At 72.0% G+C, this 20,281-nt stretch carries 18 protein-coding genes and 1 tRNA gene; 11 read left to right on the forward strand and 8 right to left on the reverse strand.

The window, feature by feature from the left end:
- Positions 1 to 38: 38 nt before the first annotated feature.
- Both EDD90_RS42015 and EDD90_RS42020 read right to left on the reverse strand, forming a co-directional pair.
- A complete protein-coding gene (locus EDD90_RS42015; protein ID WP_123978329.1) occupies positions 39 to 3,905 on the reverse strand; it encodes a Pls/PosA family non-ribosomal peptide synthetase in 3,867 nt (1,288 codons plus the stop codon).
- Between the two features lie 333 nt (positions 3,906 to 4,238).
- Positions 4,239 to 4,682 carry an ATP-binding protein gene (locus EDD90_RS42020; RefSeq protein WP_123978330.1) on the reverse strand — a complete coding sequence of 148 codons (444 nt, stop codon included), beginning with the start codon at positions 4,680 to 4,682 and terminating at the stop codon, positions 4,239 to 4,241.
- Between the two features lie 241 nt (positions 4,683 to 4,923).
- Here EDD90_RS42020 and EDD90_RS42025 point away from each other — a divergent pair, with 241 nt between their 5' ends.
- Positions 4,924 to 5,790 (forward strand): helix-turn-helix transcriptional regulator, encoded by an 867-nt coding sequence (locus EDD90_RS42025; RefSeq protein WP_123978331.1) that lies wholly within the window; start codon positions 4,924 to 4,926, stop codon positions 5,788 to 5,790.
- Between the two features lie 3 nt (positions 5,791 to 5,793).
- Positions 5,794 to 6,021 (forward strand): DUF397 domain-containing protein, encoded by a 228-nt coding sequence (locus tag EDD90_RS42030; RefSeq protein ID WP_123978332.1) that lies wholly within the window; start codon positions 5,794 to 5,796, stop codon positions 6,019 to 6,021.
- Between the two features lie 83 nt (positions 6,022 to 6,104).
- Here EDD90_RS42030 and EDD90_RS42035 read toward each other — a convergent pair whose 3' ends face one another.
- Positions 6,105 to 6,968 (reverse strand): aminoglycoside phosphotransferase family protein, encoded by an 864-nt coding sequence (locus EDD90_RS42035; RefSeq protein ID WP_185149415.1) that lies wholly within the window; start codon positions 6,966 to 6,968, stop codon positions 6,105 to 6,107.
- Between the two features lie 98 nt (positions 6,969 to 7,066).
- Positions 7,067 to 7,154: transfer RNA gene (locus tag EDD90_RS42040), tRNA-Leu, on the reverse strand.
- Positions 7,155 to 7,352: 198 nt separating this feature from the next.
- Here EDD90_RS42040 and EDD90_RS42045 point away from each other — a divergent pair.
- The 3 genes from EDD90_RS42045 (at position 7,353) to EDD90_RS42055 (ending at position 10,122) form a co-directional block, all read left to right on the forward strand.
- Positions 7,353 to 8,678, forward strand: a complete 1,326-nt coding sequence (locus tag EDD90_RS42045; protein WP_123978333.1) for a M20/M25/M40 family metallo-hydrolase — start codon at positions 7,353 to 7,355, stop codon at positions 8,676 to 8,678.
- Positions 8,679 to 8,823: 145 nt separating this feature from the next.
- Positions 8,824 to 9,057: a chaplin ChpH gene (gene chpH, locus EDD90_RS42050; protein WP_123978334.1), complete on the forward strand. Its 234-nt coding sequence runs from the start codon at positions 8,824 to 8,826 to the stop codon at positions 9,055 to 9,057.
- 144 nt (positions 9,058 to 9,201) lie between these two features.
- Positions 9,202 to 10,122 (forward strand): chaplin, encoded by a 921-nt coding sequence (locus tag EDD90_RS42055; RefSeq protein ID WP_123978335.1) that lies wholly within the window; start codon positions 9,202 to 9,204, stop codon positions 10,120 to 10,122.
- A gap of 85 nt (positions 10,123 to 10,207) precedes the next feature.
- Here EDD90_RS42055 and EDD90_RS42060 read toward each other — a convergent pair whose 3' ends face one another.
- Positions 10,208 to 10,396 carry a DUF5703 family protein gene (locus EDD90_RS42060; RefSeq protein ID WP_007380901.1) on the reverse strand — a complete coding sequence of 63 codons (189 nt, stop codon included), beginning with the start codon at positions 10,394 to 10,396 and terminating at the stop codon, positions 10,208 to 10,210.
- A gap of 47 nt (positions 10,397 to 10,443) precedes the next feature.
- Between EDD90_RS42060 and EDD90_RS42065 the strand changes: the two genes are divergently transcribed.
- Positions 10,444 to 11,163, forward strand: coding sequence for a hypothetical protein (locus EDD90_RS42065; RefSeq protein WP_123978336.1), 720 nt, complete (start codon positions 10,444 to 10,446; stop codon positions 11,161 to 11,163).
- Positions 11,164 to 11,264: 101 nt separating this feature from the next.
- Here EDD90_RS42065 and EDD90_RS42070 read toward each other — a convergent pair whose 3' ends face one another.
- On the reverse strand, positions 11,265 to 13,703 hold the full coding sequence (locus EDD90_RS42070) for a helix-hairpin-helix domain-containing protein (protein WP_260328474.1): 2,439 nt from the start codon (positions 13,701 to 13,703) through the stop codon (positions 11,265 to 11,267).
- On the reverse strand, positions 13,700 to 14,683 hold the full coding sequence (locus EDD90_RS42075) for an aldo/keto reductase (protein ID WP_123978337.1): 984 nt from the start codon (positions 14,681 to 14,683) through the stop codon (positions 13,700 to 13,702). The genes EDD90_RS42070 and EDD90_RS42075 overlap by 4 nt, the downstream gene beginning before the upstream one ends.
- A 162-nt stretch (positions 14,684 to 14,845) precedes the next feature.
- On the opposite strand from EDD90_RS42075, the gene EDD90_RS42080 reads away from it, so the two are divergent.
- Both EDD90_RS42080 and EDD90_RS42085 read left to right on the forward strand, forming a co-directional pair.
- The gene (locus EDD90_RS42080) at positions 14,846 to 15,901 is read left to right on the forward strand and encodes an LLM class F420-dependent oxidoreductase (protein WP_123978338.1); all 1,056 of its coding nucleotides are present in this window, start codon (positions 14,846 to 14,848) and stop codon (positions 15,899 to 15,901) included.
- Between the two features lie 235 nt (positions 15,902 to 16,136).
- Complete coding sequence (locus EDD90_RS42085) at positions 16,137 to 16,925, forward strand: ferritin-like domain-containing protein (RefSeq protein WP_123978339.1); 789 nt, start codon at positions 16,137 to 16,139, stop codon at positions 16,923 to 16,925.
- A gap of 24 nt (positions 16,926 to 16,949) precedes the next feature.
- Here EDD90_RS42085 and corA read toward each other — a convergent pair whose 3' ends face one another.
- Complete coding sequence (gene corA, locus EDD90_RS42090; RefSeq protein ID WP_185149416.1) at positions 16,950 to 17,954, reverse strand: magnesium/cobalt transporter CorA; 1,005 nt, start codon at positions 17,952 to 17,954, stop codon at positions 16,950 to 16,952.
- A gap of 62 nt (positions 17,955 to 18,016) precedes the next feature.
- Between corA and EDD90_RS42095 the strand changes: the two genes are divergently transcribed.
- The 3 genes from EDD90_RS42095 to EDD90_RS42105 all read left to right on the forward strand — a co-directional run bounded on the left by EDD90_RS42095 (position 18,017) and on the right by EDD90_RS42105 (position 20,169).
- Complete coding sequence (locus EDD90_RS42095; protein ID WP_123978340.1) at positions 18,017 to 18,703, forward strand: histidine phosphatase family protein; 687 nt, start codon at positions 18,017 to 18,019, stop codon at positions 18,701 to 18,703.
- Between the two features lie 96 nt (positions 18,704 to 18,799).
- On the forward strand, positions 18,800 to 19,390 hold the full coding sequence (locus EDD90_RS42100) for a DUF3090 domain-containing protein (RefSeq protein ID WP_123978341.1): 591 nt from the start codon (positions 18,800 to 18,802) through the stop codon (positions 19,388 to 19,390).
- A complete protein-coding gene (locus EDD90_RS42105) occupies positions 19,354 to 20,169 on the forward strand; it encodes an SCO1664 family protein (protein ID WP_123978342.1) in 816 nt (271 codons plus the stop codon). Before EDD90_RS42100 ends, EDD90_RS42105 begins: the two co-directional genes overlap by 37 nt.
- Positions 20,170 to 20,281: the final 112 nt, after the last annotated feature.

The raw sequence follows: 20,281 nt of genomic DNA on the forward strand, positions 1-20,281 counted from the left end.
CGGTGCGCCGATGCCCGCGGCAACCGAGCGGCCCGCGCTCAGGGACGCCATGCCTCGATCGGATTGCCGAGCCAGCGGGTGTCGTCGGGAACCGACTCCGCCGCCATGACGAGCGACGCGGGACCCAGGGTGGTACGGGCCCCGATCATGCTGCCGGGCAGCACGATCCCGCCAGGACCCAACGTGGCGCCCTCACGGAGAACAACAGTATCCGTCCGCAAGATCCGGTCGTGGAAGAGGTGAGTCTGCAGCACACACCCGCGGTTCACGGTCGCCGCGTCCTCCAGGGTCACCAGATCCGTCTCCGGAAGCCAGTAGCTCTCCACCCAGACACCCTTGCCGATGCGCGCCCCGAGGCCGCGCAGCCAGGCCGTCATCAAGGGTGTACCCGGAACCGAGCCCGCCAGCCACGGTACCGCCAGCACCTCCACGAAGGTGTCCGCCAGCTCGTTGCGCCACACGAACGAACTCCACAGCGGGTGCTCCCCGCTGCGGTGCCGTCCGACCAGCAGCCACTTGGCCAGCACGGACACCAGACCCGCGGCCGCACCGGCGCCGAGCAGCACCAGCCCGGAGAGCAACGGCGCCCAGGCACCGAGCGCGCACAGCGCGGCGACCGTCAGTCCGGCCAGCGCCACCGAGCACAGCACCGGCACGATCCGGCACGTCTCCACGAGGGCCCGCGCCCACAGCAGCCGCGCCGGCGGCTCGTAGGTCCGGCTCTGGTCGCCGTCGGCCGCGCTGCGCGGCAGCTTCACCGGCGGCAACCCCAGGTACGAGGTGCCCTTCTTGGCCTTCTTCGGCGTCGCCGACAGCACACCCACCAGACCGCCGTCCGGCACGCTGCGGCCCGGCGCGGTCATCCCGGAGTTCCCGAGGAATGCCCGCCGCCCGATCTCCGCGCGCCCGATCCGCACATAACCGCCGCCGAGCTCGTACGGCGCGGTCAGCGTGTCGTCGGCCAGGAACGCGCCCTCGCCGACCGTCGTCAGGCTCGGCAGCGCGAGCACGGTCGACACCTCTGCACCCCGCCCGATCCGCATCCCGAGCAGCCGCAGCCACACCGGCGTGACCAGACCGGCGTACAGCGGGAACAGGGTCTCGCGGGAGCGGTCCATCAGCTGGGACACGGTCCACGCCTGCCAGCCGATCCGGCTGTGCGTGGGATGCGTGCCGACCCGCAGGCGCAGGCTGAGCAGTCGTACGAAGACGAGGATGAGCAGGGCGTACGCGAGGCCGAAGGCCAGCGTCGCCGGGACCAGGGCCAGCGTCGCACCCCGCAGGGCCTCGGCCAGGCCGTCCCCGGGGGCCACGAAACGACCGGCGACCAGCAGCGCGACGGCACCGGCGAGCACCGGCAGCGCACTGAGACCGAGGCCCGTCAGGCCGTACATCACCCGCCAGTACGTGCCGCGCTGCGGCCGCTGCTTGGGCCAGTTCCGCTTGGCCTTGCCCAGCTTGACCGCCGGGGCGCCGGCCCAGCGCTGACCGGTCGGGATCTGCCGGGTGACCGCCGAGCCGGGGGCCACCTCGGCGCGCTTGCCGACGCGGGCGCCCGGGAAGAGCATGCTGCGCGTGCCGACGACCGCGTGGGCGCCGATCCGGACCGCGCCGATCTCCAGGCGGTCGCCGTCCAGCCAGCAGCCGGACAGGTCCACCTCGGACTCCACGGCCGCGCCGCGCCCCACCCTGAGCAGGCCGGTGACCGGCGGCAGCGAGTGCAGGTCCACCTCGGCACCGATCTTGGCGCCCAGCGCCCGCGCGTACCGCTCCAGCCAGGACCCCGTCAGCGTGGTCGCCCCGCTGAACTCGGCCAGCCGCTCCGCCGCCCACAGTCGCAGATGGACGGAGCCGCCGCGCTTGTACCTGCCGGGCTTCACACCGCGCAGCAGCAGCCGTGCGCCACCGGCCGCGATCGCGATCCGGCCGGGCGGGGTGAACAGGGCCAGCGCGCCGACGCCGACCAGCCACCAGGGCGCGGTGGGCAGCCAGCCGTAGCCGCTCAGCACATTGCCGAGCGCGGCGAGGACGACCGTCCAGCGCAGCCCGAGGAGGGTGAACAGCGGGAGCAGCAGCAGGAGCTGCACGAACTGGGCGGAGCGCGGCACCGGGGCGATGGTGCGCTGCGCGCCGTCGTCGTGCGCGGACTCCTCCAGCCGGCGGGCCAGCTTGCGCAGCACCGGCTGCTGGTAGATGTCCAGGACGGCCGCGCTCGGGTAGCGGGTGCGCAGCCGGGTGGTGAGCTGGGCGGCGGACAGGCTGCCGCCGCCGATCGCGAAGAAGTCGTCGGCGGCGCTGCCCACCGGGATGCCGAGGACCTCGGTCCACTGTTCGGCGAGCCAGGCCTCGGTTCCGTACAGCTGCTCGGCCGGGCCGCCGGTCTCCAGGCCCTCCAGGGGCCAGGGGAGGGCGTTGCGGTCGACCTTGCCGGAGGTACGGGTGGGCAGCTCGGCGACGGGCGCGATAAGCGGGACGAGGGCGGCGGGCAGCTCGGCGCGCAGCTTCTCGACGGCGGTGGCGTGGTCCCAGCCGTCCTGGGTGACGACATAGCCGACCAGGAGCTGGTTGCCGCTGCGTGCGGTCCGTACGGCCGCCGCGGCGCCCGCGACGCCGGGGAGCGCCTGGAGGGCCGCGTCGACCTCGCCGAGCTCGATACGGCGGCCGCCGAGCTTGATCTGCTCGTCGGCGCGCCCGAGGAAGACCAGTCCCTCGCGGTCGGCCCGCACCAGGTCTCCGCTGCGGTACGCCCGCTTCCAGCCCAGCGACTCCAGGGGCGCGTACTTCTCCGCGTCCTTCTCGGCGTCGAGGTACCGGGCGAGGCCGACCCCGCCGATCACCAGCTGGCCGCTCTCGCCCAGGGCCACGGGCTCGCCCGCGTCGTCCACGACGGCGAGCTCCCAGCCGTTCAGGGGCAGCCCGATGCGGATCGGCTCCTCGCCGGTCATCAGGGCGGCACAGGCGACCACGGTGGCCTCGGTGGGCCCGTAGGTGTTCCAGACCTCGCGGCCCTCGGTCACCAGGCGCTGCGCCAGCTCGGGCGGGCAGGCCTCGCCGCCGAAGATCAGGAGGCGGACGTCGTTGAGGGTCTCGGGCTCCCAGAGCGCGGCCAGGGTCGGCACGGTCGAGACGACGGTGATCTCCTGCTCGACCAGCCAGGGGCCGAGATCGGCGCCGCTGCGGACCTGGGAGCGGGGCACGGGCACCAGACAGGCCCCGTAGCGCCATGCCAGCCACATCTCCTCGCAGGAGGCGTCGAAGGCCACCGAGAGACCCGCCATGACCCGGTCGCCGGGTCCGATCGGCTCCTCGGCCAGGAACAGGGCGGCCTCGGCGTCCACGAAGGCGGCGGCGCTGCGGTGGGCGACGGCGACGCCCTTGGGCTTGCCGGTGGAACCGGAGGTGAAGATGATCCAGGCGTCGTGCTCGGTGCCGGGGCGTCCGGCGGTACGGCCGTCCGCGCGCCGGACGTCGATGTGCAGCCCCTCGCCGAGGACTGCCGCGACCTCCGCTTCCCCGAACACCAGTGCGGCCCGTTCGTCAGGGTCCTCGGCGTCGACGGGCACGTAGGCGGCACCGGCCGCGAGGGTGCCGAGCACGGCGATGTACAGATCGTTGGTACCGGACGGCACCCGCACGCCCACCCGGTCGCCGAGCCCGATCCCCGCCGCGGCGAGCCGCCGCCGCAGCAGCTCCACCTCCACCGCGAGCGCGCGGTAGGTGAGCTGGGTGGTGCCGTCGTCCAGTGCGGGCTCATCGGGGTGAGTCCGTACACTTGCTTCGAAAACGTCTACGAGCGTGCGCGGCGACGCTGCCGCCCCGGCCGAAAAGCGGGCCGTGTCCCCGAACTCCTCGCGGATCTCTTCGTCGAGCAGGCCGAGAGCACTGCTCTCGTCTATGGCTGCCATCCGGTCCTCGCGTCTCGTTCCCGGAACCCTCCGGGGCGCCGGCGGGCCCGCAGGTGTGCCTGGGGTTGTCCGGGTCCGGCTGGGTAACAAACCGGAAATGTTAGTACGACGCTAGGCTTCCGTTCATCTGACGGCCACTCGAAAGCCGCCGTTCGGGCTAGTCATTTGAAACTTAACAAACCTCTGACCAGGCATTATCCGCCTGTGGCGAGAGATGGGCCACACAGCGTGAGACGGGCCAACTCCGCGTGTCCGAAGGTGCGTACGGCGACGGCCGGTGCCGTGGCGGGGAGGGGAGTGGGTCGCCACGGAACCGGCCGTCGCGGTGAGCGGTCAGGCGGCGCTGACCTCGGCCCAGATGGACTTGCCCCAGGGCAGATTGCCCACGCCCCAGCGGCCCGAGCACAGCGCGTCCAGGATGAGCAGCCCCCGCCCCCGGTCCCGTTCGACGGAGATGGGCCGCAGCCGGGGGTGGCGGCTCAGCGGGTCGTGCACCTCGACCCGGGTCCGGGAGCCGTCGGAGTCGATGAGGAGCCGGACCGGGTCGTCCGGGTCGGTCTCGTAGCGCAGCGAGTTGGTGACCAGCTCGCAGGTGACCAGGGCGACCGCGGCGATGTGGTCACGGGAGGCGTCCGGGGCGTGGTGTGTGATGAAGTCGCTCACGAACAGCCGTGCCGCCCTGGCCGACTGAGGCTCGCTCGCCAGTAACAGGACCGGCGGCGGGGCGACTTGCAGTGCACGGATTTCGGTCGTGGTGCTCCGCTGGCGTTCGATCATGTGGATCCCCTCACGGGCATGTCCCAACGCAGGCACGGTGCTTCGCCATGCGAGTGCGGTCTCTTTCGTATTTCCCGGATTCATGGTGCCTTCACGGCACAGTCGATCGCAATACGTCCCGCATGATGTGAAAAATTGCGCATCTCCTTGGGGGACTTGCGGCACAAGTCGTCAGCCGGTGGCGAGGGTCGGGGCGGCCACGGCAGACTGTCGGGCAGTTCACCGGACAGAAGGGGGATCCGTGAGCACGCCCACGGTGCGCCGACGACGGCTCGGTGCGAAGTTGCGCGAACTGCGCGGCGAACTGACCCTCGACGAGGTCGCGGAGCACTCCGAAGGAGCCTTCGTCTCCTCGAAACTGTCCCGGATGGAGACCGGCAAGACGGCCCCCAAGGCAGCGGACATCCAGGCGCTGCTCACCCTGTACGCCGAACTCGGCCGTGACGTCAGCGACGAACTGCGCGCGGCCCTGATCACGCTCACCAAGGAGGGCGGCCGGCGCGGCTGGTGGCACTCGTACCGGGGTGTCCTCACCCCGGTGTACGAGGACCTGATCAGCCTGGAGGCGGAGGCCGAGACGGTCTCCACCTGGCAGTTGGGAATGGTCCCCGGACTGCTCCAGACCGCCGAGTACGCCCGGGAGATCATCCGGGCGACCGCCATGTCGGAGGCGGTCGAGGCACGGGTCGACGCGCTCGTCGAGGTACGGCTCGCACGCCAGGCCGTCCTCACCCGTGACAGCGACCCGCTGGCGCTCTGGGCGATCGTCTCCGAGCAGGCACTGCGCTCCACCACCGAGGATCCCGCCCTGATGTACGAGCAGTTGGGGCGCCTGCTTACGATGGGGCGGCGGCCGAACATCAACATCCAGGTGTTGAGATCGGACGCTCCCCTCCACGCCGGGCTGACCGGCACCTTCAGCATCCTGGGCTTCGGTCCGCACACGGACCTGGACGTCGTCCACCAGGAAGGGCTGACTTCCGCCCTGTACATCGAGGAACGTGATCGGGTCTCCACGCACCGGGCCGCGTGGCAACGCCTCACGTCTGCCGCCGAGTCCGTCGAGGCGTCGGTGGAACTGATCACCCAGATAAGGAAGAACGAATAGCGAATGAAGCACGTTGACGACGCGTCGACTCTGCCGGTGACCTGGTGGAAGTCCTCGGCGTCCGCATCACAGTCCGACTGCGTGGAATGCGGGATCGTCGACGGGGCGACGGTCGCCGTCCGCGACAGCAAGCGGCCCGACGGGCCCGCCCTGCTGGTCGGCCGGGCGGCACTCTCCGCGTTCACCTCCGCCGCGGCCCTCGGCCACGGCCGAATAGGCCGCGCCGGCTGAGCGGGCCGCAGCGACCGGGTCGCCCGTACCCCTTCCCCGGAAAACCAGAAACCCCTGCCCGGCAGGGGTTTCTTTCTCGCCCGCTACGCCAGCACCGCGCGGAAGGCGCGCTCGCCGATACCGTGCATCAGCGGGTTGTCCGCCGAGTGCGACAGGAAGACCAAGGACAGGGCGAGCGCCCACCCCCGGGCCCGCTCCCACGTCGCGTCGTCCGCGCGGCCGTACGCCCGCCGAAGAACGGCACGCTGCTCCGCGGTGAACAGCATCCAGGCCACGGACAGGTCGGTGGCAGGATCACCGGAGGTGATGTCACCGAAGTCGATCACGGCGTTGATCCGGCCGCGGTCGACCAGGATGTTGGCCGGGTGCAGGTCCCCGTGCAGCCACACCGGCGGCCCGTCCCAGACGGGCGCCGCGGCGGCCTTCTCCCAGATCCGCAGTGCGGTTGCGCGATCGTCCGGGTCGACATGCGTCAGCCCCGTCAGGACGCCCCCGGCGCGACCGGCCAGCGGAATCCCGCGAGCCGGGTTGACCGGCGCCTGCGAAGAGGCCGGGGCGTGCAGCGCATCCAGGAAACCGCCGATCGTCGCCGCGGCCGACCAGGGGTCGTCGGGCTCCGACCGCGCCGCGATCCGGCCCGCGAAGAACGGCACGACGCTCCAGGACCACGGGTACCGGGCCGTCGGCCGCCCGACACGCACCGGCGCCGGCACCGGCAACGGCAGACGGTCGGCCAACTCCGGCAACCAGCGCTGCTCGTGCGCGACGAGCTCGGCGGCCATGGCACGCCGCGGCAAGCGGACGAGGAACTCCTCGCCGAGCCGGCACACCAGGTTGTCCCAGCCGTTGGCCAGTACCTCGACCGGCAGCTCCGCCAGGTCGGGGTGCTGCTCGTCGAGCAGCCGGCGCACCAGACCGGCGGAGACCGAAACCTCGGCGGCAGGCATGCGGCGAACTGTCACAGCGAGAACTCTACGGCGGTGACCCGGCGGGCTCGGCGGCCGCAGGGGAAAGCAAAAGACCCCTGATCGACAGGGGTCTCAGCTGGTGTCCGAGGGGGGACTTGAACCCCCACGCCCGATAAAGGGCACTAGCACCTCAAGCTAGCGCGTCTGCCATTCCGCCACCCGGACAAGGTGTCTGTCGTGCGGGGTTTCCCTCGCGGCGACGGAGGAAACACTACCAGGCTTTCAGGGGCGGCCGATCACACCCTGTACCGGGGCCGCCGGGCGTGAACGGCGTGTGACGGGCCGGGACCGGTCTTGGGCTCGGAGCAGGAAGGGAGAGAGGATGGCGGGGACCGGCCGGCAGTGACAGCAGGAGGAATCGACGTGAGCGAGACGGACACGGCCAAGGGCGTCACCGGCGAGGACGAGGTCGTCGACCTCTGCCGCGAGCTGATCCGGTTCGACACCAGCAACTACGGCGACCACTCCGGGCCCGGCGAGCGCAAGGCCGCCGAGTGGGTCGCGGAGAAGCTCGCCGAGGTCGGCCTCGAACCGGAGATCTTCGAGTCCCACCCGGGCCGCGCCTCCACGGTGGCCCGCATCGAGGGCACAGACCCGTCCAGGCCCGCCCTGCTGATCCACGGCCACCTCGACGTCGTTCCGGCCAACGCCGACGACTGGACCCACCACCCCTTCTCCGGCGAGGTCACGGACGGGTGCGTGTGGGGCCGGGGCGCCGTCGACATGAAGGACATGGACGCCATGACCCTCGCGGTCGTGCGTGACCGGCTGCGCAGCGGGCGGCGGCCGCCCCGGGACATCGTGCTCGCCTTCCTCGCCGACGAGGAGGCCGGCGGCACCTACGGCGCCCGGTACCTGGTCGACAACCACCCCGGCCTCTTCGAGGGCGTCACCGAGGCGATCAGCGAGGTGGGCGGCTTCTCCTTCACCGTGAACGAGCAGCGGCGGCTCTATCTGATCCAGACGGCCGAGAAGGGCATGCACTGGATGAAGCTGAAGGTGGCCGGCACCGCCGGGCACGGCTCGATGATCCACCGCGACAACGCGATCACCGAACTCTCCGAGGCCGTCGCCCGGCTCGGCCGGCACACCTTCCCGGTACGGGTCACCAAGACCACCCGGGCCTTCCTCGACGAGCTGGGCGACGCGCTCGGCACCGAGCTGGACCCCGAGGACATGCAGTCCACGCTGGCCAGGCTCGGCGGTATCGCCAAGCTCATCGGCGCGACGCTCAGCAACACCGCCAACCCGACCCAGCTGAACGCCGGTTACAAGGTCAACGTCATCCCAGGCGAGGCCACCGCGCACGTCGACGGCCGCTTCCTGCCCGGCCACGAGGAGGAGTTCCTCGCCGACCTCGACCGGATCCTCGGCCCGAACGTGGTCCGGGAGGACGTGCACTCCGACAAGGCCCTGGAGACCAGCTTCGACGGGACGCTGGTGGAGGCCATGCAGTCCTCGCTGCTCGCCGAGGACCCGACCGCCAAGGCCATCCCCTACATGCTCTCCGGCGGCACCGACGCCAAGTCCTTCGACGACCTCGGCATCCGCGGCTTCGGCTTCGCGCCGCTCAAGCTGCCGCCGGAGCTGGACTTCGCGGGCATGTTCCACGGGGTGGACGAGCGGGTGCCGGTGGACGGTCTGCAGTTCGGTGTGCGGGTGCTCGACCGGTTCATCGACGCGTCGTGAAGCCATGGCTTCGGCTAATCGGGCGGCTGTGCGAGGCGGACTGAAAAGAGTGAATGCGACGATAAGCTCGTAGCTCCATTACTCCCTCCTCGTTACAGGTAATGCGATCCGCTACTTGGGACCGCATTGCCAACAAGGAGGAATAATGCTCAAGAAGGTCGTCGCTGCTGCGGCTGCCACTGGTGGTCTGGTTCTCGCGGGTGCGGGCCTGGCTGTCGCCGACTCGGGTGCTCAGGGTGCCGCCGTGGGCTCCCCGGGTGTCGTCTCCGGCAACGTGATCCAGGTTCCCGTGCACGTCCCGGTGAACGTCTGCGGCAACACGATCTCGGTGATCGGGCTGCTGAACCCCGCCTTCGGCAACACCTGCATCAACAAGTGACGCCGACTCCCTGAGGGGCGTCTTTCCGTCGGCCCCGGAGCGCGCGCCGTGCGCTCCGGGGCCGACCGGTTTTTCCGCGGGTATGCCGCACGGAATGTTCGCGGAATACAAAGGTCAGGATCCGAGGCAGGGGGGAATTCAGAAATGCGACAAGGAACCCGTAAGGGGCTCATGACAATGGCCGCGGCGACCGGCGTGATCGCCGCGGCGAGCGGCTACGCCCACGCCGACTCGGGGGCCGTCGGCTCGGCCACCGACTCACCCGGCGTGCTGTCCGGCAACACGGTGCAGGCGCCGGTGCACGCGCCGGTGAACATCTGCGGCAACACCGTGAACGTGATCGGTGCCCTCAACCCGTCGGTGGGCAACAAGTGCGCCAACCACGGTGGCGGAGGCGGTGCGACGGGCGGCTACGGCGGACAGGGCGGTGGACAAGGCGGCGGACACGAGGCGCACGGCGGCTCACACGCCGGCGGGCACACCGGGGGCTCGCCCGGTGTCGGGTCGGGCAACACGGTGCAGGCGCCGATCGACGCACCGGTGAACGTGTGCGGCAACAGCGTCAACGTGATCGGCATCGGCAACACCGCCGTGGGCAACGACTGCGCCCACGGCGGGGGCCACGGAGACCACGACGGCCCCGGCGGCGACCACCACACGCCTCCGCCGGGTCATGGCGGGCACGGTGGCCATGGCGGGCATGGCGGGCATGGCGGGCATGGACATGGGACGCCGCCCGGTCACGGCGGGCACGGAAGCGTCCCGCCCGGAACTCCGGGTCAGCCGGGTACGCCAGGTCACCCCGGAACCCCGGGGCAGCCAGGTGGGCCGGGGCAGCACCCGGGGGCGCCCGGTCACTCCGGGAGCGGGGCCGGCCCGACCGGCGGCGGGGTCTCCTCCTCCGTCGGCACCCTCGGCAGCAGCTCGGTGACCCAGCCCGGTCCGGCCGTCGCGCAGCTCGCGCACACCGGCAGTGACCTCCCGCTGGGCCTCGCCCTCCCGGCGGGCGCAGGCGCGGTGCTCGCGGGCGCGGTGCTGTACCGCAGGGCGCGCGCCGCGGCGTAAGCACACGGAAGGTGACGCTCCCGCGGCGATGCGTGGAACGGAACGGGCCCCGTCACAGCGGGGCCCTTCCGTCATTCGGCCGGTCTCACCATGTGGCACGCACCTGGCGGATGATCCGCCGGCGCAACCGCACCCTGCGGCTGCCGTCACGCATGAGGCTCAGTCGGTCCAACTCCCAGTGTCCGTACTCGGCATGGTCCGTCAGCAGACGTGTGGCGTCCTTGCGGGAGACCCCGCGAGGTACGTACACGTCGACAAATTCGTATTCCGGCATCGCATCTATTGTGCGGGCTGGTGCCCGGTACGGATAGCGTCTGCACTATGTCTGATGCTGCGCAGCCCACCGCTGCCGAGGTACGCGCCGCCGCCGAGGCGGTCAAGACCGCGCTCGACCGCCATCTGGCCGCGGTCGAACGCAGGTCGGGGGAGGACGACCCCGCTGTCTACGAGGCGTTCAACCAGCTGGCCGCGGCCGCCGAGGTCTACGACGAGCTGCTCTACGACCGCTACGATGAGGTCACACCCTTCGAGATCCCCGGTACGGAGGACTCGCTGCCCCCGTACGCGGGCCCCGAGGAACCGAACGCGATCAGTGTGCTGATCCGCCGCGACTACGCCGTGGCGGAACCGCAGCGGCTGCTGGCGCAGGCCCAGCGGGTCGAGGCGGCGGAGTACGACGACGGTCCCGGCGCGGACCAGGACGCCGCCGGCACGATCCACGGGGCGCTGGGGATCCTGTTCGGAGAGTTCGAACCGGACGAGATCGCCTCCCGGCACAAGGAGTTCGGCCTGGAAGAGGGCGACTCCACGCTGTGGGTGACCGCGGCGGACGAGCCGGCCGAGCCGGGGGAGTGGCTGGAGGCACCGTTCGAGGCGGTCGATCCGCAGCGGGTGGTGTGCAGGTTCGACGTGAGCGCAGTCTTCGACGACGAGGACGACGAGGACATCGAAGACGCCGAGGACGTCGAGGACACCGACGAACTGGACGAACTCGACCTCGAGGAGGACGGGGAGCTGGAGCCGTTGGACGCCGAGCGCTGACCGCTGGTTGAACGGCCGGCCGGTGGTGCCTTCCGGGGGTGAGGCCGGATGGGCACCGCCTGCCCCGGCGGCACGCCGGGGCAGGCCCCCCGGCGTGCCGTTCAGTTCCCGGCCGGGACCTGTGTCTTGAGCAGGAGCGGGAGGCGGGTCGTCCGGGGCTTCGGCAGGGCTTCGGACACCGCTCTCGTCAGGGCCTGTTCCACGCCGTGGACCACCGACAGATGCCGCTCCGCCCTGCTGAACGCCGTGTACACCCAGGGGCGGCTGAGGGACTGGGCCGCGTCGCCGGGGAGGACCACGACCGCCGCCGGCCACCGGCCGCCCACCGCCTGGTGCGCGGTCAGGGCCCAGCCGTGGCGGACGGACTGCTCCACCCGCTCCTTCGGTACGACGACGGTCACCCCCGCGCACGACAGGTGCAGTCCGTCGGCGTCGGCCGTCACCACCTGGCCCGGGACCGAACGGCCCGGGACGGGGGAGTAGGCGATCCGGTCACCGGGGTCGAAGCCACCGAAGCGGCCGGGGCCCGGATTGAGCCGTTCCTTGAGGACGGTGTTGAGGGCGCGGGTGCCGGCCGCGCCGCCATGGCCCGGGGTGATCACCACGGTCTGTTCGGCGGGGACGCCGATCGCACGCGGCACGGAGTCGGCGACCAGCTGCACCGTCCGGTGCACCGCCTCGCCCGCGTCCCGCACCGGCACGATCACGATCTCCTTGCCGGGCGCCTCGACCTGATGGAGTTCGCCGACGCCGATCCCGGAGACCAGCTCGCCCAGCGGACCGGGGTCGGGCGTGCGGGAGGCGATCTGCGGGCAGACCCGGGCCGCCAGCAGATCGGCGAAGACCCGCCCGGCGCCCGCCGACCACAACACCGCCGGATCGCCGCTCAGCACCAGCCGGGCCCCGTCGGGCAGCGCCTCCACGAGGATCGCCGCGTCCTCCACGTCCAGCTGGGGCGCGTCCAGCACGATCAGCAGGTCGAGGGCGAGCGCACCGTCCGCGTCCCGGCCGGGACCCTCCGCACCGGAGAGGAGACCGGCGACGGTGCCGACGGCTTCCCCGCCGTCCGCCAGCAACGCGGTGGGACGGCGGCGTCCGTCGGGGGCGTGCGTGGCGGCGAAGGCGCGCAGCCCCGCGGCGCGGGCGGCGGTCAGCAGGGCCGCCGGTTCGGCGCGGGCCGCCTCGCCGCCCGTGTGCAGGACGAGGCCGTGTCCGGCGACTGCCCTGGCCAGCTCGGCCGCGCCGCCGGCGGCCGCCGCGGCGGCCGCCTCCCAGGGCTCCGAGGCGTCCTTGGACAGGGAGTTGACCAGCCGGGCCAGTCCGTCGGCGAGGCTCTCCTCGGCCAGCGCGTATCGCTCGAGACCGACCAGGACCCGGACCGGCCGCTCCTCCTCGTCGTCCTCGGGCTCGGGGGCGCCCGGATCCAGCGCGTCCTGGAAGACCAGCGCCTCGCCCTCGGCGATCGCGTCCTGTACAGCCGCCTCCGGGTCGCGCACCGCCCGCTGGGCCAGCGCCGCGGTGAGCGCGGGCATCTCCAGCGCGGTGTGCCCGGCCACGGCGGCCTGCTCCAGGAGCCAGCCGGTCACCGCCCGGCCGCGTCGCTCGTCGTCCGGACCGCACTCCGCGCCGAGCAGCGCCCGCGCGAACCCGTCGGCCTGGTCCGGCCGTACCCCGGAGACCCGGAGCAGGTGCCAGGGGTCCTCCCGCAGCAGCGCGTCGGCTCCCTCGCCGAGGGCGGCGGTGACCTGGGGCGCGAGCGACTCGGGCGCACCGCCGTCGGCGAGGACACGGCGTACCGCAGCGACCGTCTCCGCGGCGGGTGCGACGGCGGCAGGGGCGGCGGGCTGTGGCCGGCGGACCGGCTCCGGGGCGGGGGCCGCCCGGCGCGGGGCCGGCTCCGGGTCGCCGAACACGGTGGCCACCGGCTTCTCGCCGCCCTCCACCGCCCGGATCGCCGCGAGCAGATCGGCCGCCTTGCCGCTCAGCTTGCCCCCGCTCTCGATGGGCCCCGTCCGCTCGGCCTTCCGCCGCTCGATCCGCTCCCGCTCGACCTGCTGAGCAGCCAACTCGGCCTCGGCCTCGGACCGCTGGGGGCTACCTGCCGAGGCGCCGTCACCCGACCCGGATCCGCCGCCCTCCACGGAGCCGCCGGAGGCCTCCTCGCCCAGGGCCCCACTCGCTCCACCGACGCCGCCCGGGCCCACCGCGCCGGCCTCGTCGCCCTCAGGAGCTGCGACGGCCGCATCGCCGCCCTCGGTCGCATCGTCCCCGGTCGCGTCGCCGTCGTCTCCGTTGCTCCCCGGGTCCCCGGCCGTGACTGCGGCAGCCGCATCGCCGCCTCCGATCGCATCGTCCCCGGTCGCGTCGCCGTCGGCTCCGCCGGCCCGGTCGCCGCCCCGGCCGCCCGTGCGCGCGTCGGCGTCCGGCGAGTCGCTCGTCCCGGTCGTGCCGGCGGTGAGCTCTGCGGCCTCCGTCGCCCCGTCGGCCGTCGTTCCCCCGTCGGCCTCGGGCTTGGCGCCCAGCCCCGGCTCCGTGCTCACAGCGTGCTCCAGTCGTGATCGGGATAGCGGTGCACGGGCGCCGACACATCGTCCAGCGCCCGGCAGATCTCGTCAGGAAGACTAAGGGCCTCCACTGACAATGCCGCCGTGAGCTGCTGCGCGTTGCGCGCGCCGACGATCGGCGCGGTCACGCCCGGCCGGTCCCGCACCCAGGCGAGGGCGATCTGCAGCGGTGTCACCGCGAGCCCGTCCGCCGCCGTCTGCACCGCGTCCACGATCCGGCTCGCGGTGTCGTCGAGGTACGGCGCGACGAACGGCGCGAGGTGTTCGGAGGCGCCGCGCGAGTCCGGGGGAGTGGCGTTGCGGTACTTCGCGGTCAGCACGCCGCGGCCCAGCGGGGAGGACGGCAGCAGGCCGATGCCCAGGTCCAGCGCGGCCGGCAGCACCTCGCGTTCGACGCCCCGCTGGAGCAGCGAGTACTCCAGCTGGGTGCTGCACAGCCGGGTGCGGGTGCCGGGCGCCGCGAGCTGCCAGGTCGCCGCCTTCGCGAGCTGCCAGCCGCAGAAGTTGGAGACCCCGGCGTAGCGCGCGCGGCCGCTGCTGACGGCCAGGTCCATGGCCTGGAGGGTCTCCTCCAGCGGGGTGTCCGGGTCGTAGGCGTGCACGTGCCAGACGTCCACGTAGTCCGTGCCCAGGCGGGCGAGGGAGGCGTCGAGCGCGGCGAGCAGATGGCCGCGGGAGCCGTCGAAGCGGCGGTCGGGGTCGGGGACGCTGCCCGCCTTCGTCGAGATGACGAGGTCCCGGCGTGGCACCAGGCCTTCCATGAGCTGTCCGAGCAGATACTCGGCCTCTCCGTCGCCGTACACGTCCGCGGTGTCGACGAGGGTTCCGCCGGCCTCCCAGAACGCCTTCAGCATGTCCGCGGCGTCGTGCTCGTCGACGTCCCGGCCCCAGGTGAGGGTGCCGAGTCCGATTCTGGACACGCGCAGGCCGGTCCGGCCGAGATGCCTCTGCTCCATGCCCGCGAGATTACTGGCCAGAGTTGCTGCGTTGGGTTGCCTGTGGATAACCGATTTTCCCCAGCACGCGCCGCTCTGCCGCGCCTGGTACGCCCGCACCGGAATTCTCCGCGCTAAGGTCTCTCGCAACAGCGACGTTACTGATCGGTAAGGGGAACGGCCATGCAGCTCGGGATCAACCTCGGCTACTGGGGCGCCGGGATGGACGGGGACAATCTGGCCGTGGCGCAGGAGGCCGAGCGGCTCGGGTACGCCGTGTGCTGGGCCGCCGAGGCCTATGGCTCCGACGCCGCCACCGTGCTCAGCTGGGTCGCCGCGAAGACCGAGCGCATCGACGTCGGCTCGGCCATCTTCCAGATCCCGGCCCGGCAGCCGGCCATGACCGCGATGACCGCCGCCACCCTCGACTCCCTCTCCGGCGGCCGCTTCCGGCTCGGCCTCGGCGTCTCCGGACCCCAGGTCTCCGAGGGCTGGTACGGCGTCAAGTTCGACAAGCCGCTGTCCCGCACCCGCGAGTACGTGGAGATCGTGCGCAGGGCGATGTCCAGGGAACGGCTGACGTTCGAGGGCGAGCACTGGACGCTGCCGCTGCCGGGCGGCCCGGGCAAGCCGATCAGGCTGACCGTGCACCCGGAGCGCGAGCACATCCCGGTCTACATCGCCGCCATCGGGCCGAAGAACCTGGAGCAGACCGGCGAGATCGCCGACGGCGCCCTGCTGATCTTTCCGTCCGCCGAGCATCTGGAGGAGACGGCCGTCACATACCTGCGTGCGGGGCGGGAGAAGGCCGGGAAGACCCTCGACGGGTTCGACGTCTGCCCGACGCTGCCGCTCGCCGTCGGCGACGACAAGGACGTGGCCAAGCTCGCCGACACCTTCCGTCCCTACACCGCCCTCTACGTCGGCGGTATGGGCAGCGCCAAGCAGAACTTCTACAACCAGCTCGCCCGGCGCATGGGGTACGAGCGGGAGGCCGCCGACGTCCAGGACAAGTACCTGTCCGGGGACAAGAACGGGGCCGCTGCCGCCGTACCGCACGAGCTGATCGACCAGACCACGCTGCTCGGGTCCGTGGACCGGATCGCCGACCGGATGAAGGCCTACGCGGCCGCCGGGGTCACCACGCTGTCCCTCGCCCCCGCCGGCTTCACCCTGGACGAGCGGCTCGCCTCGCTGCGGGCCGGGGCCGAGGCGGTGGAGCGCGCCGGGCTCGCGTAGCCACAGGGCCCGCAGCGGGGGAGAGGTCCGCGGCCGTGGTGGGGGCTCGGGGGGTCTTCCCCGCCACGGCCGTCACGGAGAACAACGCGCCCGTGCCCGCGCGGTTACGCCCCCGGTGCGACCCTGGTGCTCCTCCGTTCGGCCGAGTCGGCCCGCACAACTGTTGCCATGGTCCCGATGCAGCATTTGACTCGTTTTTTGCGGGTTCGGTGAGTCCTCCAGAGAGGTGCCCACGATGCTGTCGGCCAGGAGTCTGTTCCAGGAGATCCTCGACAACGACGAGTCCTTCCGGCTCTTCTGCTCCGTCGCGGCCAGCGGGGAGTCCCAGGGCGGCTGGGAGAACGCGCGGATCGCCGCGCTCGTACCGCGGAGCGAACGCGACCTGGCCTCCAAGATCACCCGCCATGGAGCCGACGAGGACAAGCACGGCCGCATCTTCGACGCCCTGCTGAAGAAGCGCGGGCTGACGCCCGTTCCGGTACCGCCGGACACCGACTACACGATGCTCCTCGAACGGCACGGGATCGGGCTCGCCCACCACAGGCTCCGGTCCGACCGGCCGCTCACCGTGCCGGAGATCGTCACCTACCTCGCCCACAGCCGGGTCACCGAACAGCGCGCCGCCGAGCAGATGGAGCTGCTGCACCGGCACTTCGCCGACCACCCGGACCTGGGCCGCGCGGTGAAGACGATCTCCCACGACGAGGACAACCACCTCGCCTACTGCCAAGAGGAACTGCTGCGCTTCGCGTACGCCGGACACGGCCACGCCATCCAGCGCACGCTGCGCGAGTGCGCCCTCGCCGAGATCCGGATCCACCGGGACGTCAGCCTCGCCGTCATGGCCCGCATGGGCCGCATCCTCGGCTGGCCGAAGGCCAGGACCGCGCTCCTCGCGGCCGGCATCCACGCCGTCTACGCCTACGAGCGCGCCGCCGGCTGGCGCCGCATGGTCACGCTGCGGATGCCCGAGCGCAGGAACGCCCTGGGCGGCCCCGCCGCCCCCGCCCCCGAGTCCGCCTGACCGGGGGCCGGCGGTCGGCCGCGCTCACATCCAGCCGCGGTGCTTGAACAGCCGGTACAGCACCCACTCCAGCACGGCCATGACCATGATCACCGTCGGGTACGACCAGTACCAGTGCAGCTCGGGCATGTGGTCGAAGTTCATGCCGTAGATCCCCGCGATCATCGTGGGGACCGCGGCCATGGCCGCCCATGCGGAGATCTTCCGCATGTCGTCGTTCTGCCGCACGCTCATCTGCGCGAGATGGGCGCTGAGGACGTCAGACACCAGCCGGTCCAGGGCCTCCACCCCCTCGTTCACCCGCAGCAGATGGTCGTTGACGTCCCGGAAGAACAGCCGCGACTGGTCCTGCACGAAGGGCACCGTCATCGCACCGCCGTACTGGCCCACCCCCGCCAGCTTGGTCATGGGCAGGGCCAGCGGCACGGTGGCCCTGCGGAACTCCAGGATCTGCCGTTTGAAGGTGTAGATCCGCGACGCGGTGTACCGGGAGCCGCCACTGCCCGGTGAGAACACCTCGGCCTCCAGCTCCTCCAGGTCGCTCTGCAACTCGGTCGAGACCTCCAGATAATGGTCGACGATCGCGTCGGAGATCGAGTACAGCACCCCCGTGGGCCCGTGCCTGAGCAACTCGTGCTGCTCCTCCAGGTGCCGCCGGATGTCCCCGAGCGGCGACGGTGTCCCGTGGCGCACGGTGACCACGAAGGAGTCCCCGATGAAGACCATCAGCTCGCCGGAGGTCACCGTGTCGCTCTTCGGCTCGTAGTTCACCGGCTTCAGGACGACGAACAGCGAGTCGTCGTACACCTCCAGCTTGGGCCGCTGGTGGGCGGTCAGGGCGTCCTCGACGGCCAGCGGATGCAGCCCGAACTCGTCGGTGACCAGGTCGAACTCGCGCTCGGTCGGCTCGTACAGGCCGATCCACAGAAAACTGTCGCCACGCGCGCGTGCCTCCGCGAGGGCGTCGGAGAAGTCCTGCGGGGTCTCCGTCCGCTCCCCGTCCCGGTAGATGGCGCAGTCGACGATCACGGAGCGTATTCTCCCGTCGGTCGCCCGACCGCGCACCTCGGCGTGCGCCTACCCTGGGCCGCATGCCCACGCTGATCCTCGTAAGGCACGGACGGTCCACCGCCAACACCTCGGGCGTGCTCGCCGGCTGGACGCCGGGCGTCGCCCTCGACGAGCGCGGCGCCGCCCAGGCCGCCGCGCTGCCCGGCCGGCTCGCCGGGCTGCCGATCTCCGAGGTCGTCACCAGTCCGCTGCAGCGCTGCCAGGAGACGATCCGCCCCCTCCTGGAGGCCAGGCCCGAACTCACCGCCCACACCGACGAGCGGATCGGCGAGGCCCACTACGGCGACTGGTCCGGCCGCAAGCTCGCCGAGCTCAAGGACGAGCCGCTGATGGAGGTCGTCCAGGTCCACCCGTCGGCCGCCGCCTTCCCGGGCGGCGAGTCCATGCGGGCCATGCAGACCCGCGCCGCCGAAGGCGTTCGCGAGTGGAACGCGCGCGTGGAGCGCGACCACGGCGCCGACGCCGTCTATCTCATGTGCTCGCACGGTGACATCATCAAGTCCCTCGTCGCGGACGCGCTCGGTCTGCATCTCGACCTCTTCCAGCGGATCTCCGTCGAACCGTGTTCCATCACCGCGATCCGCTACACCCGCCTCAGGCCGTTTCTCGTTCGTCTCGGCGACACCGGGGATTTCGCCTCCCTTGCCCCCCGCGAGGAACCTCCGGGGGAAGACGCCCCGGTCGGTGGCGGCGCCGGCGCGCCGTGATCGTCAGCCGCAGTAGGGTGAAGCGATCCACGTAAACGCCGCGGTAGCCGCCGCTCGCCCGAGCCCACGCACCCTCGATTCCCATGGAGACAGGACGTGTCCCGTCAGGTGTTCCTCTACGATCCGCCGGACCGCTTCGTGGCGGGCACGGTCGGACTGCCCGGACGCCGTACGTTCTTCCTCCAGGCCACGGCCGGCCCCCGGACGACCAGCGTGGCCCTGGAGAAGACCCAGGTGGCCGCTCTCGCCGAACGCATGGACGAACTCCTCGACGAGGTCGTACGGCGCAGCGGCGGCAACGCGGCCGTGCCCGCCGTCGCCCCCAACGAGATCGCCGACAGCGCCCCGCTGGACACCCCCGTCGAGGAGGAGTTCCGCGTCGGCACCATGGCGCTCGCCTGGGACGGCGAGGACGAGCGCATGATCGTCGAGGCCCAGGCCCTCGTCGAGCTGGACGCCGAGTCCGAGGAGGACCTCGCCGAGGCCGAGGAGCGCCTCCTCCAGGACGAGGAGAACGGGCCTCCGATGCTGCGGGTCCGGCTGACCGGCGCGCAGGCCAGAGCCTTCGCCAAGCGCGCCCTGGACGTCGTCAACGCCGGGCGGCCGCCGTGCCCGCTGTGCAGCCTCCCCCTCGACCCGGAAGGACACGTATGTCCGCGCCAGAACGGATACCGCCGCGGAGCGTGACCGCCGCCGACCTGCTCGCCCAAGGTGAGCTGAAGGTGCGCGGCCGGATCCGCGACGCCTCCAACGCGGCGCTGTTCTGCACGGTCGCGTACGACGGCGAGGAAGCGTCCTGCGTCTACAAGCCGGTCGCAGGTGAGCGCCCGCTGTGGGACTTCCCCGACGGCACCCTCGCCCAGCGCGAGGTCGCCGCCTACGAGGTCGCCGCGGCCACCGGCTGGGACCTGGTCCCGCCCACCGTGCTGCGGGACGGCCCGTACGGCGAGGGCATGGTCCAGCTCTGGATCGACGTGGCCCCCGACGGCGCCGAACTGCTCGCCCTGGTGGACGCGGAGGAGCCCGAGCCCGGCTGGAAGGCCATCGGGCCGGCCGACGTCGGCGAGGGGAAGACCGCGCTGCTGGTGCACGCCGACGACGAACGGCTGCGCCGGCTCGCCGTCCTCGACGCCGTCATCAACAACGCCGACCGCAAGGGCGGCCATCTGCTGCCCACCGCCGACGGCCGGCTGTACGGCATCGACCACGGAGTCACCTTCAACGTCGACAACAAGCTGCGCACCCTGCTGTGGGGCTGGGCGGGCGAGTCGCTCACCGCCGACGCCGTGGAGGTCCTCCAGGGCCTGCGCGGGGCCCTCGGCGGGGCTCTGGGGACCCGGCTCGCCGAACTGATCACCGCCGCCGAACTCGACGCCACACGCGCGCGTGTGGACGCGCTGCTCGCCGCTGGGAAGCACCCGGAACCGAGCGGCGAGTGGCCGGCCATCCCCTGGCCGCCCGTGTAGAGCCCCTGTAGCGCCCCGCGGCACATCCGGGACGCAAGATCAAGAGTGCCTTTCCGGCCGTCCGGCCTGATCCGGTTCGTATACCGAACTCTGGTCCGGTTACGCTCATGTA

The sequence above is a fragment of the Streptomyces sp. Ag109_O5-1 genome (assembly GCF_003814875.1).
GTDB classification, from domain to species: Bacteria; Actinomycetota; Actinomycetes; order Streptomycetales; family Streptomycetaceae; genus Streptomyces; species Streptomyces sasae.